Origin of the sequence: Micromonospora sp. NPDC048887 (assembly GCF_040649715.1) — a bacterium.
GTDB lineage: Bacteria > Actinomycetota > Actinomycetes > Mycobacteriales > Micromonosporaceae > Micromonospora.
In genome coordinates this window covers 628,730-654,977 of record NZ_JBEZGA010000001.1, presented here as the reverse complement: position 1 = coordinate 654,977, position 26,248 = coordinate 628,730, and the positions used below count along the sequence as shown (strand labels likewise).

At 73.5% G+C, this 26,248-nt stretch carries 26 protein-coding genes; 17 read left to right on the top strand and 9 right to left on the bottom strand.

The genetic code is table 11. The features are described from left to right. Window positions 1-275: 275 nt before the first annotated feature. Window positions 276-752: a hypothetical protein gene (locus AB0C17_RS03130; RefSeq protein WP_357386143.1), complete on the top strand. Its 477-nt coding sequence runs from the start codon at window positions 276-278 to the stop codon at window positions 750-752. A gap of 23 nt (window positions 753-775) precedes the next feature. Here the strand turns inward: AB0C17_RS03130 and AB0C17_RS03125 are convergent, their stop codons facing one another. Beyond that, window positions 776-1,858 (bottom strand): helix-turn-helix domain-containing protein, encoded by a 1,083-nt coding sequence (locus tag AB0C17_RS03125; RefSeq protein ID WP_357386131.1) that lies wholly within the window; start codon window positions 1,856-1,858, stop codon window positions 776-778. A gap of 53 nt (window positions 1,859-1,911) precedes the next feature. Here AB0C17_RS03125 and AB0C17_RS03120 point away from each other — a divergent pair, with 53 nt between their 5' ends. Next, window positions 1,912-3,207 carry an MFS transporter gene (locus tag AB0C17_RS03120; RefSeq protein WP_357466753.1) on the top strand — a complete coding sequence of 432 codons (1,296 nt, stop codon included), beginning with the start codon at window positions 1,912-1,914 and terminating at the stop codon, window positions 3,205-3,207. 3 nt (window positions 3,208-3,210) lie between these two features. Here the strand turns inward: AB0C17_RS03120 and AB0C17_RS03115 are convergent, their stop codons facing one another. The 3 genes from AB0C17_RS03115 to AB0C17_RS03105 are packed head-to-tail and all read right to left on the bottom strand — an operon-like array spanning window position 3,211 to window position 4,789. Continuing rightward, the gene (locus AB0C17_RS03115) at window positions 3,211-3,936 is read right to left on the bottom strand and encodes an RICIN domain-containing protein (RefSeq protein WP_357386127.1); all 726 of its coding nucleotides are present in this window, start codon (window positions 3,934-3,936) and stop codon (window positions 3,211-3,213) included. Between the two features lie 57 nt (window positions 3,937-3,993). Further along, window positions 3,994-4,278 (bottom strand): DUF427 domain-containing protein, encoded by a 285-nt coding sequence (locus AB0C17_RS03110; RefSeq protein WP_354865186.1) that lies wholly within the window; start codon window positions 4,276-4,278, stop codon window positions 3,994-3,996. Window positions 4,279-4,288: 10 nt separating this feature from the next. Beyond that, window positions 4,289-4,789 (bottom strand): YbaK/EbsC family protein, encoded by a 501-nt coding sequence (locus tag AB0C17_RS03105; RefSeq protein ID WP_357386125.1) that lies wholly within the window; start codon window positions 4,787-4,789, stop codon window positions 4,289-4,291. A gap of 94 nt (window positions 4,790-4,883) precedes the next feature. On the opposite strand from AB0C17_RS03105, the gene AB0C17_RS03100 reads away from it, so the two are divergent. The 11 genes from AB0C17_RS03100 (at window position 4,884) to AB0C17_RS03050 (ending at window position 16,630) form a co-directional block, all read left to right on the top strand. Next, a complete protein-coding gene (locus tag AB0C17_RS03100) occupies window positions 4,884-6,269 on the top strand; it encodes an FAD-binding oxidoreductase (RefSeq protein ID WP_357476404.1) in 1,386 nt (461 codons plus the stop codon). Beyond that, entirely contained in the window at window positions 6,266-7,609 is a 1,344-nt protein-coding gene (locus tag AB0C17_RS03095) for a class I SAM-dependent methyltransferase (protein WP_357466761.1), read from the top strand. Before AB0C17_RS03100 ends, AB0C17_RS03095 begins: the two co-directional genes overlap by 4 nt. A 91-nt stretch (window positions 7,610-7,700) precedes the next feature. Beyond that, window positions 7,701-8,261 (top strand): helix-turn-helix domain-containing protein, encoded by a 561-nt coding sequence (locus AB0C17_RS03090; RefSeq protein ID WP_357466765.1) that lies wholly within the window; start codon window positions 7,701-7,703, stop codon window positions 8,259-8,261. Next, window positions 8,254-9,081, top strand: coding sequence for an SRPBCC family protein (locus AB0C17_RS03085; RefSeq protein WP_357476402.1), 828 nt, complete (start codon window positions 8,254-8,256; stop codon window positions 9,079-9,081). Before AB0C17_RS03090 ends, AB0C17_RS03085 begins: the two co-directional genes overlap by 8 nt. A 78-nt stretch (window positions 9,082-9,159) precedes the next feature. Beyond that, window positions 9,160-9,393, top strand: a complete 234-nt coding sequence (locus AB0C17_RS03080) for a zinc-ribbon domain-containing protein (RefSeq protein WP_357476400.1) — start codon at window positions 9,160-9,162, stop codon at window positions 9,391-9,393. Window positions 9,394-9,653: 260 nt separating this feature from the next. Next, on the top strand, window positions 9,654-10,724 hold the full coding sequence (locus AB0C17_RS03075; RefSeq protein ID WP_357386114.1) for a hypothetical protein: 1,071 nt from the start codon (window positions 9,654-9,656) through the stop codon (window positions 10,722-10,724). Beyond that, the gene (locus AB0C17_RS03070; protein ID WP_357386112.1) at window positions 10,721-12,226 is read left to right on the top strand and encodes a hypothetical protein; all 1,506 of its coding nucleotides are present in this window, start codon (window positions 10,721-10,723) and stop codon (window positions 12,224-12,226) included. Before AB0C17_RS03075 ends, AB0C17_RS03070 begins: the two co-directional genes overlap by 4 nt. A 270-nt stretch (window positions 12,227-12,496) precedes the next feature. Continuing rightward, window positions 12,497-14,689: an EAL domain-containing protein gene (locus AB0C17_RS03065; protein ID WP_357476418.1), complete on the top strand. Its 2,193-nt coding sequence runs from the start codon at window positions 12,497-12,499 to the stop codon at window positions 14,687-14,689. Window positions 14,690-14,819: 130 nt separating this feature from the next. Then, window positions 14,820-15,452 (top strand): hypothetical protein, encoded by a 633-nt coding sequence (locus tag AB0C17_RS03060; protein WP_357386110.1) that lies wholly within the window; start codon window positions 14,820-14,822, stop codon window positions 15,450-15,452. Between the two features lie 107 nt (window positions 15,453-15,559). Next, the gene (locus AB0C17_RS03055) at window positions 15,560-16,318 is read left to right on the top strand and encodes a MerR family transcriptional regulator (RefSeq protein WP_357476398.1); all 759 of its coding nucleotides are present in this window, start codon (window positions 15,560-15,562) and stop codon (window positions 16,316-16,318) included. A 27-nt stretch (window positions 16,319-16,345) separates the two neighbouring features. Further along, window positions 16,346-16,630, top strand: a complete 285-nt coding sequence (locus AB0C17_RS03050) for an antibiotic biosynthesis monooxygenase family protein (RefSeq protein ID WP_091418876.1) — start codon at window positions 16,346-16,348, stop codon at window positions 16,628-16,630. A gap of 59 nt (window positions 16,631-16,689) precedes the next feature. On the opposite strand, the gene AB0C17_RS03045 is transcribed toward AB0C17_RS03050, so the two are convergent. Next, window positions 16,690-18,231, bottom strand: coding sequence for a gluconokinase (locus tag AB0C17_RS03045; RefSeq protein WP_357476396.1), 1,542 nt, complete (start codon window positions 18,229-18,231; stop codon window positions 16,690-16,692). 263 nt (window positions 18,232-18,494) lie between these two features. On the opposite strand from AB0C17_RS03045, the gene AB0C17_RS03040 reads away from it, so the two are divergent. After that, entirely contained in the window at window positions 18,495-19,649 is a 1,155-nt protein-coding gene (locus tag AB0C17_RS03040) for a hypothetical protein (RefSeq protein WP_357386104.1), read from the top strand. A gap of 42 nt (window positions 19,650-19,691) precedes the next feature. After that, window positions 19,692-20,900, top strand: coding sequence for an aminoglycoside phosphotransferase family protein (locus tag AB0C17_RS03035; RefSeq protein ID WP_357476393.1), 1,209 nt, complete (start codon window positions 19,692-19,694; stop codon window positions 20,898-20,900). Here the strand turns inward: AB0C17_RS03035 and AB0C17_RS03030 are convergent. After that, the gene (locus AB0C17_RS03030; protein WP_357476391.1) at window positions 20,897-21,757 is read right to left on the bottom strand and encodes an AraC family transcriptional regulator; all 861 of its coding nucleotides are present in this window, start codon (window positions 21,755-21,757) and stop codon (window positions 20,897-20,899) included. The two genes, AB0C17_RS03035 and AB0C17_RS03030, sit on opposite strands and share 4 nt — an antisense overlap. Window positions 21,758-21,859: 102 nt before the next feature. Between AB0C17_RS03030 and yidD the strand changes: the two genes are divergently transcribed. After that, window positions 21,860-22,243: a membrane protein insertion efficiency factor YidD gene (yidD, locus tag AB0C17_RS03025; RefSeq protein ID WP_357386098.1), complete on the top strand. Its 384-nt coding sequence runs from the start codon at window positions 21,860-21,862 to the stop codon at window positions 22,241-22,243. 42 nt (window positions 22,244-22,285) lie between these two features. Here yidD and AB0C17_RS03020 read toward each other — a convergent pair whose 3' ends face one another. Genes AB0C17_RS03020 through AB0C17_RS03010 form a run of 3 tightly spaced genes read right to left on the bottom strand, consistent with a single transcriptional unit; the run spans window position 22,286 to window position 23,949 of the window. Then, on the bottom strand, window positions 22,286-23,020 hold the full coding sequence (locus AB0C17_RS03020; RefSeq protein WP_357476389.1) for a DUF2071 domain-containing protein: 735 nt from the start codon (window positions 23,018-23,020) through the stop codon (window positions 22,286-22,288). Window positions 23,021-23,051: 31 nt separating this feature from the next. Then, window positions 23,052-23,417 carry a VOC family protein gene (locus tag AB0C17_RS03015; RefSeq protein WP_357386094.1) on the bottom strand — a complete coding sequence of 122 codons (366 nt, stop codon included), beginning with the start codon at window positions 23,415-23,417 and terminating at the stop codon, window positions 23,052-23,054. A gap of 34 nt (window positions 23,418-23,451) precedes the next feature. After that, window positions 23,452-23,949 (bottom strand): hypothetical protein, encoded by a 498-nt coding sequence (locus AB0C17_RS03010; RefSeq protein ID WP_357476387.1) that lies wholly within the window; start codon window positions 23,947-23,949, stop codon window positions 23,452-23,454. A gap of 112 nt (window positions 23,950-24,061) precedes the next feature. On the opposite strand from AB0C17_RS03010, the gene AB0C17_RS03005 reads away from it, so the two are divergent. Continuing rightward, on the top strand, window positions 24,062-26,221 hold the full coding sequence (locus AB0C17_RS03005) for an MMPL family transporter (RefSeq protein WP_357476385.1): 2,160 nt from the start codon (window positions 24,062-24,064) through the stop codon (window positions 26,219-26,221). The last annotated feature ends 27 nt before the right edge of the window (window positions 26,222-26,248 follow it).

The window sequence follows — 26,248 nt, the reverse complement described above, 5'->3', positions numbered from 1 at the left end:
ACGACCGCGTTCCTGAAGGGTCTCAAGCAGGTCGACGGCTGGCGCGACATGCCGCTGACCAAGGCCGCCCAGACCGTCCAGGTGTCGGCCTACCCGGACCACTACGCCCAGTGGGAGCAGCAGGCCGCCGACCTGGTCGCCGAGCACTGGAACAAGTAAGCGAGTAAGGCCGGCACCCCGAACGGGGTGCCGGCCTTCACGCGTCCGGGTGAACCGGCCACGGTAGCCGGGGTGCCCGCGGTGCCGACGAGGGTTGGATGCGGGGCATGGACGAGGTGGACGCCCCGGCGCTGCGGCAGGCGTACGACGCGTTGTTCGCGGAGATCGACGCGGGCGGGTTCGGGCCTCCGCCGGAGGGGGATCTGAGCGCGGAGCAGATCGTGGCTCACCTGGCCGCCAACGACGAGCTGATGAGCGAGGCGACCGAGGCGGTGCTGGCCGGTTCGCCGTTCGCCTACTACGACCTCGACACCATCCACCGGCCGCAACTGGACGCGCTGGTCTCCGAGTGCGGCGGGCTGGACGGCGTGGCCGCGCTGTTCCGGGCCACGAGCCAGAAGCTGTGCGCGTTGGCCGAACGGCTCGGCCCGGCGGCGGAGACGCCTGTGGACACGGTTTTGCGCGAGGGTTTCGACCTGGACGTGGACGACTCGCTGCCCTGGGGCAGAGCGCTGGATCTGCACATCCGCGTGCACCTGCCGCTGCATCTCACCCAGCTCCGCGCCCTGCGCCGCCAGCCCCACCTTGCCTGAGGATCAGGCCGGCAGACCGCCGATCATGCAGGTGTGGCAGTGGACAACTCCGACATGCCAGGCCTTCCAGGTGCCACAACTCCAAGATCGACGGAAGCTGGCGGGGGTGTGGGCGGGGCGGGAGACGGGCGGAACGTGCGGCGGTAGGCGGTGGGGGACACGCCGACCCGGGCGTGGAGGTGCTGGCGCAGTGCGGCGGTGGTGCCGAAGCCCGCGTCCCGGGCGATCCGGTCGACGCTCAGATCAGTCGTCTCCAGCAGCAGCCGGGCGTGTTCGGTGCGTTGCTGGAGCAGCCACTGCGCCGGGCTGAGCCCCGTCTCGGAACGGAAGTGCCTGGTGAACGTACGGACGCTCATCCGCGCGTGCGCCGCCATCTCGCGCAGCGCCACCGGCTCGTGCAGCCGCTGCCGCGCCCACTCGCGGGTGGCGGCGGTGCCGTGGTCCGCGCCGCGTGGCACCGGCCGTTCGATGTACTGGGCCTGCCCGCCGTCACGCCACGGCGGCACCACGCAGCGCCGGGCCGCCCGGTTGGCCACCGCGCTGCCGTGGTCGGTCCGTACGACGTGCAGGCACAGGTCGATGCCGGCGGCCACGCCGGCCGAGGTGAGCACGCGACCGTCGTCGACGAAGAGCACGTCGGGGTTGAGCCGTACGCCGGGGTGCAGGCGGCGGAAGCGCGACGCGTACGCCCAGTGCGTGGTGGCGGGGCGGCCGTCGAGCAGGCCGGCGGCGGCGAGCACGAACGCGCCGGTGCAGATGGACATGACGCGCGCGCCCCGGTCGTGCGCGGCCCGCAGCGCGTCTGCCACCTCGGCGGAGACGATCCCGTCGTGCATCGGCGGGCCGCCGTGGATGCCGGGGACGATCACGGTGCCGGCGCGCTCCAGCAGCTCCAGGCCGTGGTCGGGGAGGACCTGGAAGCCGGCGCTGCTGCGTACCGGCAGCCCGCCCGGGGTGCAGGTGGCCGCCGCGTAGAGCGGGCTGCCGTCGTCGGTACGGCCGGCGCCGAAGACCTGGGCCGGGGTGCCGAGGTCGAGCGCCACCACGCCGTCGAGGGCGAGGACGGCGATCCGGTGCGGTACAGACATGGCCCGATTATTGCGCATGATGTCTTTCCGGCCACTCGTCCCCCGCAACCGCCCGGCCGGAGACTCGGCTGGTGACCCGATCCCGCCCGCATCCGGCCTGGCTCGTCGCCGCCGTCGCCTTCGTGGCGCTCGTCGGCGCGGCCGGTTTCCGCGCCACGCCCGGCGTGTTGTTGCACCCGCTGCACGCCGAGTTCGGCTGGCCGCTGGCGACCATCTCCGCCGCCGTCTCGGTCAACCTGCTGCTGTACGGCCTCACCGCGCCGTTCGCCGCCGCGCTGATGGACCGGTTCGGCATCCGCCGGGTGGTGGCCGGCGCACTGTTGCTGGTGGCCGCCGGCAGCGGCTTGACCGTGGGGATGACCGAGAGCTGGCAGCTCCTGCTCTGCTGGGGCGTGCTCGTCGGGCTCGGCACCGGCTCGATGGCGCTGGCGTTCGTGGCGACGGTGACCGGGCGCTGGTTCGTCAGGCGCCGGGGCCTGGTGACCGGCGTGCTCACCGCTGGCGGCGCGGCCGGGCAGCTCGTCTTCCTCCCGCTGCTGGCGGTGCTCGTGCGCGACCACGGCTGGCGCACGGCGGCACTCGTCGTGGCCGGAGCAGCGCTGGCGGTCGTACCCCTTGTGGTGTGGTTGTTGCGGGAGCATCCGGCGGACCTGGGGCGGCCCGCCTACGGCGCGACCGAGGTCGTGCCGCCGGCCCGGCCGGAGGGCGGCGCGGCGGCGCGGGCGGTCGGCGCGCTCGCCGCCGCCGCGCGGACCCGGGCGTTCTGGCTGCTCGCCGGCGGTTTCGCGATCTGTGGGGCGACCACGAACGGCCTTGTCGGTACGCACTTCGTGCCGGCCGCGCACGACCACGGCATGCCGGAGACCACAGCCGCCGGGCTGCTCGCCGTGGTGGGGCTCTTCGACATCGCCGGCTCGATCGCCTCCGGCTGGCTCACCGACCGGGTCGACGCCCGGCTGCTGCTCGGCGCCTACTACGCGTTGCGCGGGGCGTCGCTGCTGGTGCTGCCGAGCCTGTTCGCCGGCTCGGCCCGGCCGAGCATGCTGGTCTTCATCGTCTTCTACGGGCTGGACTGGGTGGCCACAGTGCCGCCGACGGTTGCGTTGTGCCGGGAGTGGTTCGGCGCGTCCGGGGCCGTGGTGTTCGGCTGGGTGTTCGCCGCGCACCAGTTCGGCGCCGCGTTCGCGGCCACCGGCGCGGGTCTGGTCCGGGACCGGCTCGGCGACTACGCGCCGGCCTGGTACGTGGCGGGTGCGCTGTCGATCGGCGCGGCCGGGCTGTCGCTGCTGCTGCGCCGCCGTGCCGCCGGGGAGCCCGCGTTCGCGCTGCCGGTGCCGGCCCGGCGGGCCTGGAGCTACCGGGGCTGACCGTCAGCCGGCCGCCCACTGCTGCTCGGCGGCGCCGCCGCACGGCGCCTGCTCCAGCTCGCGCCCGGCCTCGGTGCCCGCGTCGTCGACCTGCGCGCACTTGCCGCTGTGCACCGCGACCAGCAGCGCCGCGCCGTTCCCGGCCGGCTGGAACCGCCACTGCTGGTTGGCCTGCCCGTTGCAGGACCACTGCTGGATGTCGGCGCCGTCGTCGGTGCTGGCCTCGTTGACGTCCAGGCACTTGCTGCTCGCCGCGTTGACGAGCAGGTAGGTGTCGTTCGTGACCGGCGTGACCACCCACTGCTGCTCCGGACCGCCGGTGCAGTCGGCGAGCGCGGCCTGGGCGCCCTCGGCCTCGTCACCTGTCACGCCGAGGCAGCGCCCGGACGGCACGCCCCGCAGCACCTTCGGCGTGGCGACTGGTGCGGCCGGTGTGGTCGGCGCCGCGCTCGGCGAGGGCGACGCCGAGGTCGGGGCGGGCTCCGCCGTCGGTTCCGCGCCCGGCTCGCTCGGCTCCGCTGTGGGCACCGCAGCCGCCGGCACCACCGGCCGCTCGCCACCGCCGCCGAGCACGCCGGTGGCGAAGAAGGCCCCGAGGAGTACGCCCGCCACGCCGACGCCCAGCGCGACCCGCATCAGCGGGTCCTGGGGCAGCCGGACGCCTCGGACACCACGGGCGCGGCGGGCACCGTAGACGGTGCCGGACGGGTCGGAGTGCGGGTCGGCCATGGGGGCATAGTGACCCACCGGGGCCGCCGGGTGCCAGTCGCCCGGCGGCACGGTGACTCAGTCGACGACCCGGACGTCCTTCCAGAACGCCACCCGGTCGCGGACCATCTCCGCCTCCGGCTTGGGATCGGGGTAGTACCAGACGGCGTCCGGGCTGGTGGCGCCGCCGTGTTCCAGCGTGTAGTAGGAGGCCGTGCCCTTCCACGGGCAGACCGTGTGGGTGTCGGACTCTCGGATCAGATCCTCGCGCAGCGCGGTACGGGGGAAGTAGTGGTTGCCCTCGACCAGCACCGTGTCGTCGCTCTCGGCGACGACGAGGTCGTTCCAGACGGCTTTCGGCATGTCCTCCACGCTATGCCGGTCGCCGCGCACCGGCCACCGCTGCGCGCGTGGGCTCCTCGTCTGTCACGTCGGCGACGGTCGCGCCGAGCGCGGCCAGCGCGGCGTCCGCGTCGAGCGCGACGGCCAGGCCGTGCTCGCCCGCGCCGAGCGTGACCTCCCGGCCGCGCAGCCGCTCGTCGGCGACCACCGGCCAGGCGGTGGTGGAGCCGAACGGCGTGATGGTGCCGCGCGCGTAGCCGGTGGCGTCCTTCGCCGCGGCGGCGTCGGGCATCGACAGCCGGCTCACCCCGAGCAGGGCGCGCAGCTTCGGCCAGGAGATCACCCGGCCGCCGGGGGTGAGCACGAACAGCAGGTCACCCTCGCCGCGGCGGACCACAATCGTCTTGACCACGTCGGGCACCTCGACGCCGCGCGCCGCGGCCGCCTCGGCGAGGCTCGCCACCGGACCGTGGCGGATCACCCGGTACGGCAGGCCGGCATGGTCGAGAGCGGTCAGCGCGGGATTCGCCATGGCGGCCACGCTAACGCGCGCGTCGTCGGCGAGTCGCCGAATGGCCACCGTGGACGTCCCACGAATTTGTCGTACCCGCGCGTAAGGTGATCTCATGCACGCTGTCCGTGATCATGAACGGGCGGTGGACACGCTGCGACGCTCCTACGCCGCGGTGCCCGCCGGGGAACCCGTACGGCTGGCCAAGCAGACCTCGAACCTGTTCCGGCCCCGCTCCGCGCCGCGTGCGCCGGGGCTGGACGTGAGCGGCCTGACCGGTGTGCTCGCCGTGGACCCGGCGGCCCGCACCGCCGACGTGCAGGGCATGTGCACGTACGAGGATCTGGTCGACGCGACGCTCCCGCACGGCCTGATGCCGCTTGTCGTGCCGCAGCTGCGCACCATCACGCTGGGCGGCGCGGTGACCGGCCTGGGCATCGAGTCGACGTCCTTCCGCAACGGCCTGCCGCACGAGTCGGTGCTGGAGATGGACGTGCTCACCGGCGCGGGGGAGATCGTCACGACCCGACCCCGGGGCGAGCACGCCGACCTGCACCGCGCCTTCCCCAACTCGCTGGGCAGCCTCGGCTACGCCACCCGGCTGCGCATCGAGCTGCAACCGGTCCGACGGCACGTGTCGTTGCGCAACATCCGGTTCACCCGGCTGGAGGAGCTGGTCGACGCGGTCGGCGAGGTGGTCGCCAAGGGGGCCTGGGGCGGTGAGCCGGTCGACGCCATGGACGGGGTGGTGTTCAGCCCCGGCGAGGCCTACCTGGTGCTGGGCGCGTTCACCGACGAGGCCGAGGGTCCGCCGTCCGACTACACCGGCCAGGAGATCTACTACCGCTCGCTGCGCCGGCGCACCCGGGACACGCTGTCCGCGTACGACTATCTCTGGCGCTGGGACACCGACTGGTTCTGGTGCTCGGCGGCGTTCGGGGTGCAGCACCCGGTGGTGCGGCGGCTGTGGCCGCGGCGCTACCGGCGCAGCGACGTCTACCACCGGATCGTCCGGTTGGAGCACCGGCACCAGGTGGCCGCCCGGGTCGACAGGTGGCGGGGCCGCCCGGCGCGCGAGCGGGTGGTGCAGGACGTGGAGGTCCCGCTGGACCGCACGCCCGAGTTCCTGCGCTGGTTCGCGGCGAACGTGGGCATGACGCCGGTGTGGCTGTGCCCGTTGCGGCTGCGCGAGCCGTCCGGTCCCGGGTCGGCGAAGGCGTGGCCGCTATATCCGCTCCAACCGGGCGAAACGTATGTGAACATCGGCTTCTGGGGAAGCGTGCCCATCGCGGCGGGCACCGCCGACGGCGACGTCAACCGCCAGATCGAGCGCATGGTGTCGGAGGTCGGCGGCCACAAGTCGCTCTACTCCGACGCGTACTACGACCGGGGCGAGTTCGACCGGCTCTACGGCGGGGACACCTGGCGTGCCGTGAAGGACCGTTACGACCCGGACCACCGACTCACCGGACTGTACGAGAAGGCGGTATCCCGAGCATGAGTCTGACCGACCGAACACCGGGGGCGGCGAGCGCCCCGGCCGGCCCGCCGGCGGGCGGGCGGCGTACCGGACCCACTGTCGCGGAGGTCGTCCGCGCGGTCACCACCGGCGACCTGCCCATCCGGGTCACCGGCTACGACGGCAGCGCGGTGGGCCCGGCCGACGCCGGGATCACCCTGGCGATCCGCACCGAGCGGGGCCTGTCCTACCTGCTCACCGCGCCGGGCGACCTGGGCATGGCCCGCGCCTACGTCAGCGGCGACCTGGGGTTGGAGGGGGTGCACCCGGGCGACCCGTACGAGGCGCTGCGGATGATCAAGGACGAGGTGCCGCTGCGCGTCCCGGCGGTGGCCGAGGCGCTCGCGCTGGTCCGGGGGCTGGGCTGGGAGCGGCTGCGTCCGCCGCCGCCCCCGCCGCAGGAGGCGGCACCGCGCTGGCGGCGGCTGATGACCGGACTGCGCCACTCGCGTACCCGGGACAGCAGCGTGATCTCGCACCACTACGACGTGTCGAACGCCTTCTACGAGAAGGTGCTCGGGCCGTCCATGACGTACACCTGCGCGGTGTACCGCAGCCCCGGCGACACCCTTGAGGAGGCGCAGCGGAACAAGTACGACCTGGTCGTCGGCAAGCTGGCGCTCAAGCCGGGGATGCGGCTGCTGGACGTCGGCTGCGGCTGGGGCGGCATGGTCCGGCACGCGGCCCGGGAGTACGGCGTCAAGGCGCTCGGCGTGACGCTGTCGAAGGCGCAGGCCGACTGGGCGCGGGCCGCCATCGAGCGGGAAGGGCTGAGCGAGCTGGCCGAGGTGCGCCACCTGGACTACCGGGACGCGCCGCGCGAGCAGTTCGACGCGATCTCCTCGATCGGGCTGACCGAGCACATCGGCGTGCGCAACTACCCGGCCTACTTCGGCGCGCTGCGTTCCCGGCTCAAGCCCGGCGGGCGGCTGCTCAACCACTGCATCACCCGGGCCGACAACCGGGCGCCGCACCGCTCCGGCGCGTTCATCGACAGGTACGTCTTCCCGGACGGCGAACTGGCCGGGCCGGGCCGGCTCATCAGCGAGATCCACGACGCCGGGTTCGAGGTGCACCACGAGGAGAACCTGCGGCAGCACTACGCGCTGACGCTGGCCGGCTGGTGCCGCAACCTGGTCGAGCACTGGGACTTCTGCGTCGGCGAGGTCGGGCCGGGCACCGCGAAGGTGTGGGGGCTCTACATGGCCGGCTCGCGGCTGGCGTTCGAACGCAACGGCATCCAGCTGCACCACGTGCTCGCCACGCACAACGGCCCCGAGGGGGTGAACGGGTACCCGCTGCGTCCGGACTGGACGCCCTGACGCGACGTACCGACGAAAGGCCGCGCGGACCGCGCGGCCTTTCGTGGAAGTCATTGACAAAGAAGTTTTGTACGTACAAGCTGATTTTGCCATGAGAGACGTCCTTTACCTGGAACAGCGCGAGCAGGCCGAGGTCCTGCTCAAGCCGCAGCGCATCGAAGTGCTGCGGCAACTGGCCGAACCCCGCACCTGCACAGAGGTCGCGAGCCGGTTGGAGCAGACGCCGCAGCGCGTCTACTACCACGTCAAGCAGCTCGTCGCGGCCGGGCTGGCCGAGCAGGTGGCGCAGCGGCAGGTGCGCGGCATCACCGAGGGCATCTACCAGGCCGCAGCCCGGTCGTACTGGCTCTCGCCCCGCCTGGTCGGCCGCATCGGCGGCACCCGCCGGGCCCGCGACGAGCTGAGCCTGGGCTACCTGCTCGACCTCATGGAGGAGGTCCAGGCCGACATCGCCGCGCTGGACCGCGCCGCCCCCGAGCTGCCGTCCATCGGCGTCTCCGGCGAGATCCGGGTGCCCGCCGAGCGGCGGCAGGAGTTCCTGCACGACCTGCGGACGACGCTGCGAGACCTGTGCACGCGCTATGGCGGCGCCGAGGGAGACGCCTTCAAGCTCGCCGTGGCCTGCTACCCGAAAGGCGACACGCATGACTGAGCCGATGACCATCCGCGCCCGCCTCGCCGCCCCGGTGGCGACCGTCCGCCGGGCCCTGACCGACCCCGCCGAGCTGCGCGTCTGGCTGGCCGAGCACGTCGAGGTCGAGCTGCCCCGGCGGTACGAGTTCTGGGGCCGCTACACGCCCGACGGCGACGCGCCACACCAGCGGCTGCTGCACGTCGACGACCGGACGCTGCGCTTCGCGTGGACGCTCGACGGGGTGGAGACCACCACCGAGTTCGAGGTGGAGCCCGACGGCGACGGCACGATACTCACGCTGCGGCAGAGCCACTTCGACTACGCGGAGGCGATGAGCGGCAGCAGCATCCGGGGGGTGCTCCAGACGTACTGGTACCTGGCGATCGCCCACCTCAACGATCACCTGGACGGCCGGCCGCTGCTGCCGCGTACCGACTTCACCTCCGCCGACCTGCGCGGCGAGACGGTCATCGACGCGCCGATGGACAAGGTGTGGACCTCGCTCACCGACTCGGAACAGGTCACCGCCTGGTTCGGCTACCCGATCGGCGTCGAGCCCTGGGAGGGCGGCCGGTACGCGATGGGCGGCCTCGACGCCGGTGAGGCCGCGAAGGTGTTCGACGTGACGCCGGGGCGGGCGCTGTCCATCGACTGGGGGCCGGTCGGCGTGACCTCCTGGGAGCTGGCGGAGTCCGACGGCAAGACGAAACTGACGTTCGTGCAGTCCGGCTTCGACGAGGGCAACCCGCCGTACGCGGCCTGGTGCGGCAACGTGGCCGGGTGGGCCGAGCTGCGCCGCTTCCACGAGGTGCCCGACTGGCACCCGATCTGGCTGTAAGGAAGGGCCCCCTCTTAACGCCTCCGGTAGAGGAGGGGGCCCCTTTTAACACGGACCTCGGGTGGGTAATGCCGGGCGATGTTCTTCATCTTCGGGCTGCGCACCAAGGTCGTCCGGTCCGGCGTCGTCACCGAGGTCTGCCGCAACTGCGGCAACCAGGCCGCCCAGGTGATCACCCGCCGGATCACCAAGTTCAGCCTCTTCTTCGTCCCGCTGATCCCGCTGCGCACCCGGTACGCGCAGCAGTGCACATTCTGCGGCGCCCAGTACGACATCTCGCGCGCCGAGGCCCAGCGCCTCCCGGTCGGCTGACAGTGACCCGCTTTCTCTGCTGGCTGATCGGCCGGCAGCCGGTCACCCCACCCGCCGTGCCGGTGCACACCGCCGCCCGTCCGCCCTGCACGCCCGGCCGCCGGCACCGCCGACGGCGCCGTCCGGTCGCGGGCGCGCAGTCGCCCCGCTCGCCCTGGAACCGCTCCGCCGGCCGCTGACCGACCGGGCCCGGGGTGTTAACAAGGGGCCCGTCCTCTACCGGAGGCGTTAACAAGGGGCCCTTCCTTACACTTCATCGGGTGGAAGATCGGCTGGCACGGATCAGGGGTGGTGGGCCGCCCCGGCGGCACAACGCCCGCACCATCGCCGCGCTGACCGGCAACCCCGGCTGCACCCGCCGCGCGGTGCTGGACAGCGCCGGCGCGGACAAGCCGGCGCTCGCCGAGCGGCTCGGCTTCCCGGCCCGGTTCGGGCAGTCGCGCTTCGCTATCACCCGGGGCAACGCCTTCGAGGCGCAGGTGAAGGCCGACGGTGGCGCACTGTTGCTGCGCCTGGTCGCGGAGCGCCTCGGCGTACCGGTCCCGGCCGAGGCGACCTGGACCGACCTCGGTGCCGACGACGACCGGCCGGAACGCTCCCGGGCGGCGCTGACCGCCGGCGGAAACGGCCCGGCGCTGTTCGACCATCCGCTGCTCGGACTGGACGTGGCCGGGACCCGGGTGCACCTGGAACCGGACCTGGTCGCCGCCCGGCTCGGTGGCCGGTTCCACGTCGTGGAGATCAAGTCGTTCCCGGTGATCGACGGGCAGGCCGACCCGGGCAAGGTCGCCGCCGCCGCGATCCAGTCCGCCGTCTACGTGCTGGCGCTGCGCGAACTGCTCGCCGCCGAGGGACACGACCCGGAGCTGGTGTCGCACGAGGTGGTGCTGGTCTGCCCGCGCGACTTCGCCAACCAGCCGGTGGCCAGCCTGCTCGACGTCCGGCGGCAACTGCTGGTGCTGCGCCGCCAACTGGCCCGGATGGCCCGGGTCGAGGATCTGCTCGCCGCCGTACCGGCGGGGTTCACAGTGGACCCGGCGGCCGATCCGGCCATGCTCGCCGCCGCGCTGCACCAGGTGCCCGCGCGTTACGCGCCTGACTGCCTGGCCGCCTGCGAGCTGGCGTACTTCTGCCGGCACGAGGCGCGCGGGCAGACCGGCGCGCTGGGCCGGCCGGTCCGCGAGGCGCTCGGCGGCGTCGAGGAGGTCGCCGACGTGCTGGCGCTCGCCGAGGGCTCGGCCGCGCCCGAGCCGGAGCAGGCGGAGGCCGCCGCGCTGCTGCGGGCCGCCGCGCGCCTGCGCGCCGACGCACTCGCCGGAAACCCCGCGTGAGTACGCTGCGCGCGCTCGCCCGGGCGCAGGCGGTCGCCACCGGGCGGGCCCAGCCGGTCGCCACCGTCCGACACCTGCACCTGTCCGACCGGCCGCTGGTGCTGGTGCCGCTCGCGCTCGCCGGTGAGGCGAACGCCCCGCTCGCGGCGATGGTCGGCGCCGCGCCCGACGAGGCCCGGCTGCTTGTGGTGCCGCAGCCGCGCAACCGGGACCAGCGGTTCGCCTTCGCCGCCGAACTGGCCGCGATCGTGCTGCCCTACCTGGACGAGTTCCGCGACCTGACCGAGGCGGTTCCGGTCGACCGGGGCCGCGACGTCCGCCACCGGTATGCCGACGCGCCGCAACTGCTGGTGCCGAACCCGGCCGGGATCACGTTCCTGCGGCTGTTCGGCCGTTCCACCCGGTTCCGCCGTACCGACGGCGACTATCCGGTGCACCAGTCGGTGCCGCTGCTCGGGCGCTGGCTGACGTTCTTCGCCGAGCGCGCCGAGCAGCCCGGCTCGTCGGCGCTGCTGGCGCTCACCGACGCGCTGACGCTGCACTGGGCGACCGGGCAGAGCGTGGTGGAGGACCTGCACCTGCCGGCGGTGCTGGGCTGGCTCGACCCGCCGGCCGGGCTGACCGGCGCCGAGGCGGCGGCCCGCGCCGAGGACCCGGCCCGCTGCCCGCCCGCCGGGCCGGCCACCGACCCGGACTTCGACAACCGCAGACTGGCCCCGGCGATCGAGGCGTACACCCGGGCCGAGGACGACCCGGTTGCGCGCTCGGCCGCGTACGACGAGCTCACCGGCCTGCTGCGCGACCAGCTGGCGCCCACCTGGGAGCTGATGTGGCGCGGCGTCGGGCTGCTGCGGACGCTGCCGGCCGGCGCGCGGGTGACCGGCCGGTGGGCCGGTGACCGGGACGCGTTCACCGCGCACGCCGAGCACGTCGACACCGGGGGCGGCCCGCAGCCGCGCCGCGACGGCGCGGTGGCGGCGGCGCTGCGGTTGCAGCGGCTGGAACGGGCGTCGACCGCCTGGGCGGTGCAGCGCGCCTACGACGATCCGCTGGTGATGGCCGAGCACCGGCTGACCGGGGAGGCGTTCGTCGGCGAGGTGACGCTCGCCGACCCGGCGCGGGTGGACGACTCCGGCAGGCGGCCGGTGCTGCGCCCGCGCATCCAGGTGGTCACCACCGAGCCGGTGCCGATGCCGGTGGGCGCGACGCTGTACTCCCCGTCCCGCCCGGGGCAGAAGGCGAAGATCGTGTTCGTGACGCCCGGCGGCGACGGCAAGACCGAGGTGGTGCTCGAACTGTCCGGCGGGATGGGCCGGGGACTGACCGCGCCGCCCGGCACCGTGCCCGAGGTGGGCGAGCGGATCTGCCTGACCAGCCTGTCCGACGGTTTCCTGCCCGGTGGCGCGTTCCCCGCGCCGGAGGAGACACCGTGGACGCACGGCGGGCCGCCCGGCACGGCCACCGCGCCGCAGGACCCGGCCCCGGCGGAGGACTGGTCCTGACCCGCGCGGCTCAGGCCGGCGCCGCCCTCACCCGGGCCGCCGCCGTCCGGTGACCGACATCGACGGACCCTGGCGGCCGTCCCCGGCGCTGGCTAGGCTTGCGCCGTCCGTCGTCCGGTCCTCGTCGCCCGAGGGTGCACGTCTGGAAGAGAGCCGGAGCGCATCGTTGTATTCCAGCACGACGTGAGCCTCGCCGCCGCGGCGCCGGCCCGTCATCCGCTCGTCGGCCGTGTCGGACTCGTCGCGGCCGCTGTCGTCGTACTCGGCGAGATGGCCTGGCTGGCCGCCCGGCTGCCCGGCGCGGCGCTGGTGAGCGACCTCGGCGCGATGGCGGTGTCGAGCTGGGCGGCGGTGCTCTGCGCCCGTGCGGCGCGACGACAGCCGGCCGTGTTGCGCCGGTTCTGGGAACTGCTCGCCGCCACCATGGCCCTCGCCGCGCTCGGCCGTGCGGTGTGGACGACGGAACGGCTCGGCGGGCTCGGCCTGCCCCACACACCGCTGGTGGCGGGCTTGTTCGCCGCCGGCATCGTCACCGGCACCGCCGCGCTGCTCTGCTCCCGCACCGGCCCGCGCAGTGTGATCGGCCGGGCCCGCACCGTGCTCGACGGGGTGATCGTCGGGCTGGCCCTGATCCCGATCGGCTGGGTGGTGGTGTTCCACCGGATCACCGACGCCGAGCTGGCCGATCCCATGCGGACGTTCGGGTTGCTCTACCCGATGTTCGACCTGATGCAGCTCACCATCCTGGTGGCGGTCGCCGGGCCGGGCCGGCCGATGTGGCGGGCGCTCACCGTGATCGGGGCGGGCCTGGCGATCCGGTCCGGCGCGGACGCCGTCTACGTCTCGCTGGTCGCACGCGGCGACTACACGCCGGGTCACCCGGTCGACGTCTGCTGGCCGCTGAGCTACCTGCTCGTCGGCCTGGCCACCCGCTACCCGCCCCCGGACGACGGCGACGGTGAGGACGATCTGGTCGACTCGCCGCTGCCGCCGTGGTGGCGGGTCGCGCTGCCGTACCTGCCGGTGGGCGGTGCGATCGTCGCGGTCCTGCTGTCGCGGCAGCCCAGCGGGCAGACCCCGCAGGTGGTCTTCGTCGGCATGATGGGCCTGCTCGGGGTGCTGGCGCTGCGTCAGGGCCTGGCCGCGAACGAGAACCTGCGGCTGGTGGGCCGGCTGCGCCGGCTCGCGTACTCCGACCAGCTCACCGGTCTGCCCAACCGGCTGACGTTCGTCCGGCGGCTGCGGCGCGCGCTGCGCGCGGGCGGGCCGGTCGCCGTGGTGCTGCTCGACCTGGACGGCTTCAAGCAGGTGAACGACAGGTTCGGGCACGCCGCCGGGGACCGGCTGCTGACCGCCACCGCGGAGCGCATGCGGGACGCGGTCGGCCCGGACGGGATGATCGCCCGGCTCGGCGGCGACGAGTTCGCGGTGCTCGTGGCCGGGGAACGCCCGGTGTCGCCCGAAGGGCTCGCGGTGCGGCTGCTCGCCGCCCTGGAACCGTTACCCGGCGAGGAGGATCTCGGCGTCCACCCGTCGGCGAGCATCGGCATCGCCGAGTACGGGCCGCAGCACACCTCGCACACCGACCTGCTCCGTGACGCCGACATCGCCATGTACGCGGCGAAGGCGGCCGGCAAGGCCGTGTACCGCACGTGCACGCCGGAGCTGCGCGAGTCGGCGGTCAGCCGGGCCGAACTGATCGCCGACCTGCGCCGCGCGGTGGACGAGGGTCAGTTGCTGATGGAGTTCCAGCCCATCGTCGACCTGGACACCGGCACGGTACGCAGCGCCGAGGCGCTGGTGCGCTGGCGGCATCCCCGGCTGGGTGTGCTGACCCCGGCGCGGTTCCTGCCGCTGGCGGAGGAGACCGGGCTGATCGTGGCCATCGACAGGTGGGTCATCCACGAGGCGTGCCGGGCCGCGGCCACCTGGCGGGAGCACGCGCCGGACGTGACGGTCGCGGTGAACATCGCCGCCGCCCACCTGTGCCGGCCGGACCTGATCGCCACCGTCACCGGCGCGGTCGGCGCGGCCGGCCTGCCGCCCCGCGCGCTCACCCTGGAACTGACCGAGTCGGCGCTGATCGAGGGCAGCGATTCGGTGCTGGACCGGCTGTCCCAGCTCCGTGACCTGGGCATCCGCATCGCCATCGACGACTTCGGCACCGGGTACTCCTCGCTGAGCTACCTGCACCGCATCCCGGCCACCGAGCTGAAGATCGACAGGTCGTTCGTGTCCCGGCTGGACGCCGGTGACGCCCGCGCGTACGCCACCGTCGAGATGGTGAACCGGCTGGCCGGCGCGTTCGACCTGGCCGTGGTCGCCGAGGGCGTGGAGACGGTCGCGCAGCACGCGGCCGTCACCGCGATCGGCTGCCGGCAGGGTCAGGGCTGGCGGTACGGCCGCCCGGCCGCCCTGCCGGACCTGCTTCCCGCGTTGTCCGGGGCGGGCGCGGACCGCTGACCGGCCCGCCCGGGCGGGGGCCGAAGGTCCCGGACGGGACAGGGGATTCGACCCTGCTCTCGCTGCTCTCCAGCAGCCAGTATGGTCTTCGTTAACCAAACGAACATTATCCTCCACACGGGAGTCAGATATGAAGCGACGGACGCTCGACCTGCTGTTCAGCATCGGTGGGCTGGGCCTCGCGGTCCTGCTGCTCGTCGTCGGCGTCGTCCTGACGACGAACGCCAACTTCGCCAACGACTACGTACGCGACCAGCTCGGCGCGCAGCACATCACCTTCACCCCGGCGGACAAGCTGACCGACGAGGAGAAGAAGGTGGACTGCCTGCGCGAGTACGCCGGCCAGAAGATGACCACCGGCAAGCAGGCCGAGTGCTACGCCAACGAGTACATCGGCCTGCACCTGAAGAACATGGCCGGTGGCAAGACCTACGCCGACCTGGGCGAGCCGCAGAGCGCGCTGCGGGCGCAGGTGGCCCAGGCCGAGCAGAGCAACGCCGCCAACCTGGCCGACCTCCAGAAGCAGCTCGCCGAGGTGAGCGCCCAGCGGGAGACCGTGTTCAAGGGCGAGACGCTGCGCGGCCTGCTGCTCACCTCGTACGGCTTCAGCGAGTTCGGCCGCAAGGCCGAGCAGGGCGCCCTGGCCCTGTACCTCGGCGCGGGCCTGCTGTTCCTGCTCTCGGTCGCCGGCCTGGTGCACGCCTTCCGGACTCCGGCCAGCGCGACCTTCGCCGCTCCGGAGAAGGAGAAGGTCACCAACTGACCCGCACCGACGACGCCCCCGGCCATCCTGGTCGGGGGCGTCGTGCTGTCCGGCTTGACCCTCACGTCGCGGGAGGCGGGAGTCTCGGTCGCGGAAGGGAGGGAACCATGGCGTACACGGTGGGACAGGTGGCGCGGGCGGCCCGGGTGACGGTCCGGACGCTGCACCACTACGACGAGATCGGGCTGCTGCGGCCCAGCGGGCGCACGCCGGCGGGCTACCGCCGCTACGACGAGGCGGACCTGGACCGGTTGCAGCTCATCCGCTACTACCGTGAGCTGGGGTTCCCGCTGGAGGAGATCGCCGAGATCCTGGACGATCCGGACGCCGACCCGGTGGCGCACCTGCGCCGGCAGCACGAGCTGCTGTCCGGGCGGATCGGGAAGCTCCAGGAGATGGTCGCGGCGATCGAACACGCGATGGAGGCGAGGACGTTGGGGATCCAGTTGACGCCGGAGGAGCGGTTCGAGGTGTTCGGGTACTTCGACCCGGACGAGCACGCCGAGGAGACCGAGCAGCGCTGGGGCGGCACCGAGGCGTACCGGCAGTCGCAGGAGCGCGCGGGCCGCTACTCGAAGGAGGACTGGCTGCGCAACAAGGCGGAGAACGAGGACTGGGGGCGGCGGTTCGCCGCGCTCATGGACTCGGGTGCGCCGGCCGACGGTCCGGAGGCGATGTCGCTGGCCGAGGAGCACCGGCAGCTCATCACCAAGTGGTGGTACGACTGCTCGTACGAGATCCACACCGGCCTGGCGGACATGTACGTGGCGGACCCGCGGTTCACCGCGTACTTCGAGACGCTGCGGCCCGGGATGGCCGCGTACCTGAACGAGGCGATCCACGCCAACGCGATCACCCGGTCCTGACCGGGAGCGGGTGGCAGGATGGCCGGCATGCTCATCGTCGCCGGCACCCTCTACGTCGATCCGGCCCGGCGGGACGCCTACCTGGCGTCCTGCGAGGCCGCCGTCCGCGCGGCCCGCGCCGCGCCCGGCTGTGTGGACTTCGCGGTCAGCGCGGACCTGGTCGAGCCGGGCCGGATCAACGTCTACGAGCGGTGGGAGTCCGACGAGCAGTTGCTGGCGTTCCGGGGCTCCGGCCCGGAGGCCGAGCAGGTGACGGAGATCCTCGGCGCCGAGGTGCACAAGTTCCGCATCTCCGGCGTCGAGGCTCCCTGACCCGTCGCTTGACGACGACGTCGGGCAGTGTGACCACGGCTGTCACGCCCTTCGGCCGGTCAGCGGGGAGGTGCTGTGGGTGGCGGTTCCGGCGGCAGGCTGGGCGCCATCCGCCGCAGGGACGTGAACGTGGGCACGAGCGCGTCGTACAGCTCGGAGAAGAGGGGGAGCAGGGCGGCGTAGGTGGCGGCGGAGGACGGGTCCGGGTGGACCGTCTCCTCGATCCGGACCAGATCGGCGGCGACCTCGATCGAGGAGATCAGCCCGAGTGCCTGCATGCCCAGCAGCGCGGCCCCGAAACCGGATCCCTCGTGCCCGGCGGGGAACCGCACCGGCATGCCCAGCGCGTCGGCGAGGATCTGCCGCCACAGTGGACTGCGGGCGAAGCCGCCGCTGGCGCGGATCTCGCGTACCTCGTTGCCGGCCGCCCGGACCGAGGCGAGGACCAGGGCGAGCTGCTGGCAGACGCCCTCCAGGGCGGCCCGGACCAGGTGCGGCCGGCCGTGGCCGTGGGTCAGCCCGGCGTACGCGCCGCGGGGCAGCGCGTTCCAGTGCGGCGCCCGCTCGCTCAGCAGGTACGGCAGCATGATCAGCCCGCCGGAACCGACCGGCGCCTGGGCGGCCAGGTCGAGCAGTTCCTCCTCGGCGTGCTCGCCCAGCTCCGGCGCGAGCGCGTCGTTCGCCCACTGGAGGACGATCCCGCCGTTGTTTATGGCGCCGCCGACCACCCAGCGGTCCTCGGTGAGCGCGTAGCAGAACACGCCGCCGAGCGGGTCCACGCCCGGGTGTTCCACCATCACCCGCATCGCGCCGCTGGTGCCGATCGAGCAGGCCACGACGCCGGGCCGTACCGCGCCGAGCCCGAGGTTCGCCAGCGGCCCGTCCCCGGCGCCCACCACCAGCGGGGTGTTCGCCGGCAGCCCGGTGGCCCGCGCCGCCTCGGCGGTGAGCCCGGCTAGCACGTGCGTGGTGGGTACGAGCCGGGGAAGCCGCTCCTCGGTGATGCCGGCGAGGCGCAGCGCCTCGGCGTCCCAGACCAGCCGGTGGATGTCCATCAGCCCGGTGGCCGAGGCGACCGAGTGGTCGGTGACGAGCGCGCCGGTGAGCCGCCGCAGCACGAGCTCCTTGATGCCGACCCAGTGCGCGACCCGCTCGTGCAGCTTCGGTTCCCGCTCGGCGAACCAGACCAGCTTGGGCAGCGGCGCCATCGGGTGCACCGGGGTGCCGGTGCGCCGGTGCAGGGCGAGCCCGGACGGCACGGCACGCAGCCGCTCGGCCTGCGCGCTGGCCCGGGAGTCGGCCCAGGTGATCGACGGGGTGAGCGGGGTGCCGTCGGCGTCCAGCCCGATCAGGCTGTGCATGGCGGTGCTGAACGACAGCCCGGCCACCGGAACGGTCAGCTCGTCGACGACCGCGCGGATCACGCCCAGCACGGCCTGGTGGATGAGTTCCGGATCCTGTTCGGCCCAGCCCGGGTTCGGCTCCTCCAGCGGGTAGCCGATCGAGTGACTGGCCAGTTGCCGGCCGGAGGTGTCGAACGCGACCGCCTTGGAGCTGGTGGTGCCGATGTCCACACCCACCACGACGGCCGGGTCGCCCACCGGTGCACCTCCTCACCGCCGGGGCCGCGTTCACCCCGTTGTCGCGGCTGATGTTACGGACGCGTTCGAGCCCTCGCATTCCGGAACGGGAGCGCGGGGAGGCGGTGGCACGGAACGTGAGAGGACGTGAGAGATTCCGCCGATTGTGGAGGTCAATCAGCCGATCGGTCTAATTGGCGACTTTCGCGTGTCTTCGTACCCCTGCCGGATCGTTGACATGAACGACACCCCGGTTGGTGTGCTCGCGCGGCGGAGGAGTCGGCGTGGCGAAGACTGATTCGACGGGTTCCACATGGCGGTACCGGTGGGCGCACCGGCAGAACGAGCGGCGGCAGCGGGCCTTCCGCGCGGCCGACGAGGCGTGGCGACGCCGCGACGACGAGCTGCGCCGCCTGCGTACCCTCGCGGTGTCCTTCCACGGCTCGGCCCAGGCGGGCGTCGGCCTGCCGATGGAGCTGGCCCCCGGCGAGGTGGTCTTCTGGACGCTGCCGGCCGCGCAACTGGTCGAGGTACGGCACACCGCCGTGCTGCCCGCCCCCGAGCTGACAGTCGACCCCGACCCGCCGGTGCTGCGCCCCCGCCGCCCCGAGGGCGTCAAGGTGGTCGACGCCGGGCTCGCCGTGCTCACCAACCGGCGGCTGGTGCTGCTCGGCGGACGCGGCCGGCGGGACTGGGCGTACGGCCGGATGACCGGCCTGTCCCACGACCCCGGCGCACCGGTCACCCTGATCCAGGTGCTGGACCGGCGGCGTACCTCCGGGTTGCTGCTGCCCACCGGCGCGGCGGCCGACTTCCGGTTCACGCTCACGCTGGCGTTCGCCGACGCGATCGAGCAGCGCGCCGCCGTCGTGGCCGAACTGGACGAGCTGATCGCGGAACACACCGCCGCGCGACCCGAACGTCCCGCCGTGCTCACTCCCGCCCAGGCCCGGATCACCGCGCTGGTGCCGGGCGGCCGGCGCACGGTGGCGGTCTGCGGGGCGCTCGCCTTGATCGTGCCGGCGATGCTCGTCGAGTCCAACCCGCCCACCCGGGCCGGCTCGGAGCGGGCCGCCGCCGCGACCCCGGCGGCCACCGGCACGACACCGCCGCCGCACGTCGCGCCCGCCGTCCGGGTCCGGCCCACTCCCAGTCCCGAGCCGTCGCGCGCCCGCCCCGCGCCGCCGCGCGGCACGCCGCAACCGCCGGTCCAGCGCCGCTGCGGGGCCCCGCAGAACCCCTTCGGGTACGACTTCTGCGGCGGGCAGCGGATCCGGCGTCCGGCGGCCGGGGTGTGCGACTGGTTCGAGTGCGTACCCGGGTTCTGGTCGGATCGCGGCTGGCTGGTGCAGTGCCGCGACGGCTCGGTCAGCCGCACCGGCGGGCAACGCGACGTGTGCGCCGGCCACGAAGGGCTCCGCCGTACCGTCTGGCGGTGAATCCGCTCGCCTCCCGTAGGGGTGCCCGGATACCGTCCGGCCGTGTCCCGAACTGTCACGCTGGTCCTGCTCGACGCCGCCGGCCGCCCGCTCGGCGCGCTGCCTCCGTTCGACGTACGGGAGCCGTGGTGGCAGGAGGTCCACTCGATCGTCGACACGGTCCGGCACCGCCACGGTCTGGAGGTCGCCGTGCTGCGGCTGCTCGACGCCGACCGTCCCGCGCCGCCCGGCGGCCACGTCCGCTACCTGGCGCGGGTAGCCGACGCCCCTGCCGTACCCCTGGAACCGGCCGCCGTGGACCTCGCGCCGCATCCGCTGCGCCAGCCGTGGGCGCACGCCGGCGGCCCGGCCCGCAGCGTCGCATGGGCGACCGGCGAGCTGAGCCGGCTCGGCCGCCGGGTGACGGCGGTGGCGCAGCAGCGCACCTGGAACCTCTCCGCCATCTGGCGCCTGGACACCACCCAGGGGCCGGCGTGGCTGAAGCAGCTCCCCCCGTTCGCCCACCACGAAGCCACAGTCCTGGCCTTCCTCGGTGATCAAGGAGTTGGTGTCGGTGTCGATCTCCCTGATGACCTGAACTCCTTGATCAATGGGCCGGTGATGCTGGCCGCCGACGGGGAGGGGCGGATGCTGCTGGCGGACGTGCCGGGGGAGGACCGGTACGGGGCTGGGGAAGGGGAGCGGGCCGCCATCGCGGCCGGGCATCACCTGGTGCAGCTGCGGGCGTGCGGCAGCGCCGGCGAACTCGTCGCGGCGGGGGTGCCGGACCTGCGCGGGGCGGCACTGGCCGACTGGATCCGGGAACGGCTGGCCGGGCACGACGTGTCGGCCGCCGCCGGTCTGCTCGACGGGCTCGATCGGCGGTTGCGGCAGGTCGGCGACTGCGGCCTGCCCGACACGCTCGTGCACGGCGACCTGCACCCCGGCAACGTCCGCGGCGACGACGGCGGCCGGACCGTGATCGACTGGGCGGACTCGTTCGTCGGCCACCCCGCCTTCGACATCCTGCGCCTCACCGAGGACGTCGACGCGGACGCCGCCGCCCGGCTGGTCGACGCGTGGGCGCGGCGGTGGCGGGCCGACGTGCCCGGCAGCGACCCGGACCGGGCCGTCGACCTGCTCCGGCCGGTCGCGCCGCTGCGGCAGGCCGCCGTGTACGCGATGTTCCTCGCCGCGATCGAGCCGAGTGAACACCCCTACCACGTGCACGACGTGCCGGCCGCGCTGGCGCGAGCGGCGGCCACGCCCTAGACCCGGCGCACCGGGATCCACAACTCCGCGTCGGCGATACCGCCGTCCCCGGCGACCCGGACCCGCGAGATCTCCGGCCCCGGGCGGACCTCGTACGGGTTGGCCGGGAACCACTGGGTGAACACGGCCCGCCACAGGTGCTGCACCGCCACCGGGAACGCACCGGAACTGGAGAACACCGCCCAGTCACCGGCCTCGACCGGCAGGCTGCGCAGGCTGTCCGGCACATCCGCGCCGGTCACCGCCGCGTACCAGTAGTCCAGCTCGGTGCCCTCGGCGCGGGAGCCGGCCAACTCGGCGCTGACGTTGACGATCCCGTGCGGCTCCTGGTCGGACAGCGCCTCGATGCGGCGTACGGTGGCCGGGTCGATGCCCCTGACGAACGCCACGATGTGCGGGTTCATCCCCTCGTGCACGAGCGGCACCCGGGCCGTCAGACCGGCGAGCCGGAAGGCGTCCTTGGTCACGATCCGGTAGTCCATGCTGGTGTTCCCTTCGACGACGAGCCGGAAGGACAACCGGGGCTGGGACCGCAGCACCGCGCCGGCCTGCCGGGCCCGCGTCGGTCCGACGCCGTGTACGGCCCGGAACGCGCGGGCGAACGCCTCGTTCGAGCCGTACCCCCAGCGGACCGCCACGTCGAGCAACGACTCCCGGCCGGCGAGCACGTCGGCGCCCGCCAGCGTCATCCGGCGGCGACGCACGTACTCCGACAGCGGCAGCCCGGCCAGCGCCGAGAACAGCCGGCCGAAGTGGTGCTCCGACACGCCCGCGATCCGGGCCAGCGCGGCCACGTCGAGCGGCTGGTCGAGCCGCTGTTCGAGGTGTTCCAGCGCCGCGTTGAGCCGATCCAGCACCCGTTCTTCCCTCCTGGTGACGCCGTCGACGCTAGGTTGCCGGCCGCCCGCCGACCCGATCACACCGGACCCGGTCCGGTCGCCTCATCGACAGTGGCGAGGGTGTCGCATCATGACGTGGTGATCTTCCGGAGGCGACACCACAAGAAGAAGAACCGCGGCTGTGACTGCGACGCGTTCGACTGTGAGGCGCTGACCTGCTGCGACCTGGGCATCTTCTCGACCCTGCTCACCCTCGGCTCGGTGACGGCGGGCGTCGTCCGGCGGCCCGCCGTGGACCGCGCCGGCCGGGCCGCCATCCTCGGTTACCGGCGCTGGCTGTCGCACCGCTGGCCGGGCACCTGTCGCTACACGCCGACGTGCAGCGCGTACGGGCTCGCCGCCGTGGAGCGGTACGGGCTGGCGGTGGGCGGCCGGATGGCTGCCGACCGGGTCCGCCGGTGCCGCCACGACGTCCCGCACGGCACCCACGACCCGCTGCGCTGAGCCCGCTCCCCGGCCGGTCGGTCCGCCTCCCGTGCCGGCGGGTCACCCGGCCGAGGTGGGGCCGCCGAAGACGACTGGTACGCCGGGGGAGTAGAGCACGCTCATCGGGGGTCCGTCGGGTGCGGGCAGGCCGCCGGCCGTGACCAGCTCGTCGTCCAGGTGCAGCAGTTCGGCGCGGTGCAGCGGCCACTGTGGATGCCAGTTCGGCAGGTGCAGGGTGCGGCTGTACGCGCGGGTGTGCAGTCCCCAGCGGGCGGTGAGGAAGTGCTCCAGCGGCGTCGGCTCGGGGATCGGTGCGCCGACGCGTACCGTCATCCGGTTCGTCGCACCGGCCGGACCGGGCCAGCGGCGACGGCAGCGGTAGGTGAGCGTGTCGCCGGAGCGGTCCAGCCGCATCGCCGACCACTTGTACGGCAGGCGCAGGCTCAGCTGGGCCACCAGCACCGGCACCAGCCGGGACGCGTCCAGCGAGCGGAACACGACAGCCCGCCGCCCCGAGCTGTCGACCGAGTAGAGCCGTACGTTGGTCTCCCAGAACGTGCCGAAGTAGGGCACACCCGGGCCGCGGCCGAGACCCACCCCGACCATCTGGAACCCGATCAGCCCGACGTAGGTGAGCCCGTCGAACGTGTCAGGCCGGGTGCCGGCGGGCAGCAGCGGTGCCACCCGTTCCGGCGGGACCGCCCAGTGCAGGAAGGCGAGGTCGTGCCAGCGCTGGGCCAGCCAGGCCCGGCGGATGGCGCGTACCGGAGCGTGCTCGACCGGTTCGATCTCCACCGGCCCATCCTGACTCCCGGACGCAAGCGACTCACTCCGGGCGGTGGCAGACCGCCTCGACGTTGTTGCCGTCCGGGTCGCGGACGAACGCGCCGTAGTAGGTGGCGTGGTATTCCGGCCACTCCTTCGGCGCGTGCAGCACCTCCGCGCCGGCCGCCACAGCCGCGTCGTGGAACGCGCGCACGGTGGCACGGTCGCCGGCGGTGAACGCGATGTGCACAGGCACCGGCGTGGCACCTGACGGCGCGGGCTCGACCCAGAAGTCGGGCGCGTCGACGCCGTAGCCGATCGGGCCGGGCTCCATCAGCCGGCGAGCGCCCAGCGGGGCGAGCACGGCGTCGTAGAAGGCGCCGCTGGCCGCCAGGTCGCGCACCGCTATGGACAGGTGGTCGAGCACGTCGCCTCCCGGGGTCGTCGATGACCGCGCCAGGCTACGAGCCGCCTACGACACTTCCGCCGGCGTGAGGGACGCGCGCCGTCTGCGCCAGCAGCGCGCCGAACACGACGGCGAGCCCGCCGATCACGTAGCCGCGCCGCGCCGCCGGACGCTCCCGGACGCGGAGACGGCCGCGAGCGGCGTACCCGATCAGCGACCGGGCCACCGCGAGCGCCGCGCCGCCGAGCAGCGCCCGCCCCCAGCGGGCCTCGCCGGTCAGCGGGACCACCCGCCGGAAGAACGCCAGCGACACGGCGAGCAGCGCGGTGGCGGCCAGCGTGGACACGCCGACGGCCGGGCCGGGGCGCGAGGGCTGCCGGGCCGCCAGCACGGCGGCGAGTACCGGTGACGCGAGCACGGGCCACCACAGCGCGGTGGAGACCGGCTGGTCCTCCTCCCACCTGTGGGTCCACTCGAAGAAGACCAGCGGAGCCGGCATGGTCGCCGCCAACCACGCACTCAGCACTCCGGGACCGGGCATCCGCATGCTCATCAGCCGATCCTGCGCCACCCGGATCATCGACGAAAGTCCGCGAGCCGTCCGAAAGGGATCGCTCACGCAGCGTAGTATCAGGCGTGACACAGCCGAACACACGGGGGAAACGATGTTCGAGCGCCTGGGCAGATTCGTCGTGGGCAAGGCATGGTGGGTGATCGGTGGCTGGGTCGTCGCCGCGATCGCGATCATCGCCGCGAGCCCGTCACTGAGCGACATCACCTCCGCCGACCAGGAGAGCTTCCTGCCGCGCTCCTACGAGTCGGTGCAGGCCACCGAGCTGGGGGCGAAGTCGTTCCCGCAGGCGGCCACCGCCACCGCCACGGTCGTCGTCAAGCGCGGCGACGGCAAGCCGCTGACCCCGGCCGACGAGGCGCGCGTGGGGCAACTCGCCACCGCGCTCAAGGCCCGGAACATCCCGCAGACCTCCGGCTACCTGACCGGCCCGCAGGCGGTCGCGCCGGACAGGTCGGTGCAGGTGGTCACCGTCGGTCTCGACGCCGACAGCCCCGACGACCCGGGCCTGCTCGACGCCGTACGCGACCTGCGCACCGCCCTCGGGCCGGACCTGGCCGGCAGCGGCCTGACCGCCGGGGTGGCCGGCGACGTGGCGAGCTTCGTGGACAACGAGGACACGTTCAACGACGCCTTCGCCGTCGTCGGCATCGCCACCATCGTCTTGATCATCGGGCTGATCCTGATCATCTTCCGCAGCCCGATCGCCGCGCTGTTGCCCGTGGTGGTCATCAGCGTCGTCATGTCCGTCACCACCGGGCTGGTCGCCGCCGCCGGCAAGGCGTTCGACCTCAACGTCAGCCAGGACCTGCAGACCATCCTGCTGATCGTGCTGTTCGGCATCGGCACCGACTACATCCTGTTCCTGCTGTTCCGCTACCGGGAGCGGCTACGCGCCGGTGACGACAAGCGCACCGCGATGGTCGTCACGGTGCAGCGGGTCGGCGAGGTCATCACGTCCGCCGCCGGTGCGGTGATCGTGGCGTTCCTGGTGCTGCTGCTCGCCTCGCTCGGCTTCTTCGGCTCGCTCGGCCCGGCGCTCGCCATCGCCGTCGGCGTCATGCTCGTCACCTCGCTGACGCTGATCCCGGCGCTCGTGTCGCTGCTCGGCCGGTGGGTGTTCTGGCCGTCGAAGGCGTGGCAGCGCGTACCGAAGGCGACCCTGTCCCGGCGGCTCGGCGCCGCCGTCGGCCGCCGCCCGGCGGTCGTCGCCGCGGCCTCCGGCGCGCTGCTCGTCGCGCTCGCCGCCGGGGTGCTCGGCTACAAGGCCGACTACGACTTCGGCGCCGGCTTCCCGCAGGACACCGAGTCGGCGCGAGCCGCCACGGACCTCCAGCGCGGGTTCGCCGCCGGGGCGCTCGCGCCCACCGAGGTCTACCTGACCACCGGCAACGGCACCCCGCTCACCGAGCAGCAGGTGAACGACTTCGCCGCCGCGTCGGCGCGGGCACCGGGCGTCGGGCGGGCACAGCCACCGGAGCGCAGCGCCACCGACCCGAGCGTCGCGCGGATCAACCTGCTGCTGGACGAGAACCCGATGTCCAACGAGGCGATCACGCTGGTGCGCGACGACCTGCGGGACGCGGTGCACGAGGCGGCTCCGCCCGGCACAAAGGCACTGGTCGGCGGCACCACCGCGATCTTCGCGGACATCAACTCGGCGAACAACAGGGACCTGTCGGTCATCCTTCCGGTCGCCGCCGCCCTGATCGCGCTCATCCTCGCGTTGCTGCTGTGCAGCCTCGTCGCGCCGGTCTACCTGGTGATCGCGGTGCTGCTCAACTTCGCCGCCACGCTCGGCGCGACCGTGTACGTGTTCCAGGGCCTCCAGGGCAATCCCGGCGTCACGTTCCAGTTGCCGATCATCCTCTACCTGTTCGTGGTGGCGATCGGCACCGACTACAACATCCTGATGATCGCCCGGCTACGCGAGGAGGCACGCGAGGGCCATGAACCGAACCGCGCCGCCGCGATCGGGGTGGAACACGCCGGCCCGACGGTCGCCGCGGCCGGGCTGATCCTGGCCGGCACGTTCGGGGTGCTGATGCTCGCGCCGATCTCGTTCCTCCAGCAGATGGGCTTCGCGGTGGCGATCGGGATCGTGCTGTCCGCGTTCGTCATGTCGATGTTCTTCGTACCGGCGCTGACCGGGCTGATCGGCCACAAGGCGTGGTGGCCGGGGCACGGTGACGAGCGGCGCAACGGCGGCGGCCGGCACGCGGCACCCGAGACGGCGGACGCCGCCCCGGTCTGACCGGCACGTCCGCCCCGGCGCGGTGCT

Coding starts and splice junctions, on each gene's coding strand:
- AB0C17_RS03060 (WP_357386110.1), top strand. CDS start 14,820: ATGAAGCGACGGACGCTCGACCTGCTGTTCAGCATCGGTGGGCTGGGC.
- AB0C17_RS03110 (WP_354865186.1), bottom strand. CDS start 4,278: ATGCCGAAAGCCGTCTGGAACGACCTCGTCGTCGCCGAGAGCGACGAC.
- AB0C17_RS03125 (WP_357386131.1), bottom strand. CDS start 1,858: ATGCGCAATAATCGGGCCATGTCTGTACCGCACCGGATCGCCGTCCTC.
- AB0C17_RS03080 (WP_357476400.1), top strand. CDS start 9,160: ATGTTCTTCATCTTCGGGCTGCGCACCAAGGTCGTCCGGTCCGGCGTC.
- AB0C17_RS03010 (WP_357476387.1), bottom strand. CDS start 23,949: ATGAGCATGCGGATGCCCGGTCCCGGAGTGCTGAGTGCGTGGTTGGCG.
- AB0C17_RS03055 (WP_357476398.1), top strand. CDS start 15,560: ATGGCGTACACGGTGGGACAGGTGGCGCGGGCGGCCCGGGTGACGGTC.
- AB0C17_RS03100 (WP_357476404.1), top strand. CDS start 4,884: ATGCACGCTGTCCGTGATCATGAACGGGCGGTGGACACGCTGCGACGC.
- AB0C17_RS03085 (WP_357476402.1), top strand. CDS start 8,254: ATGACTGAGCCGATGACCATCCGCGCCCGCCTCGCCGCCCCGGTGGCG.
- AB0C17_RS03095 (WP_357466761.1), top strand. CDS start 6,266: ATGAGTCTGACCGACCGAACACCGGGGGCGGCGAGCGCCCCGGCCGGC.
- AB0C17_RS03005 (WP_357476385.1), top strand. CDS start 24,062: ATGTTCGAGCGCCTGGGCAGATTCGTCGTGGGCAAGGCATGGTGGGTG.
- AB0C17_RS03065 (WP_357476418.1), top strand. CDS start 12,497: ATGGCCTGGCTGGCCGCCCGGCTGCCCGGCGCGGCGCTGGTGAGCGAC.
- AB0C17_RS03050 (WP_091418876.1), top strand. CDS start 16,346: ATGCTCATCGTCGCCGGCACCCTCTACGTCGATCCGGCCCGGCGGGAC.
- AB0C17_RS03090 (WP_357466765.1), top strand. CDS start 7,701: ATGAGAGACGTCCTTTACCTGGAACAGCGCGAGCAGGCCGAGGTCCTG.
- AB0C17_RS03115 (WP_357386127.1), bottom strand. CDS start 3,936: ATGGCCGACCCGCACTCCGACCCGTCCGGCACCGTCTACGGTGCCCGC.
- AB0C17_RS03105 (WP_357386125.1), bottom strand. CDS start 4,789: ATGGCGAATCCCGCGCTGACCGCTCTCGACCATGCCGGCCTGCCGTAC.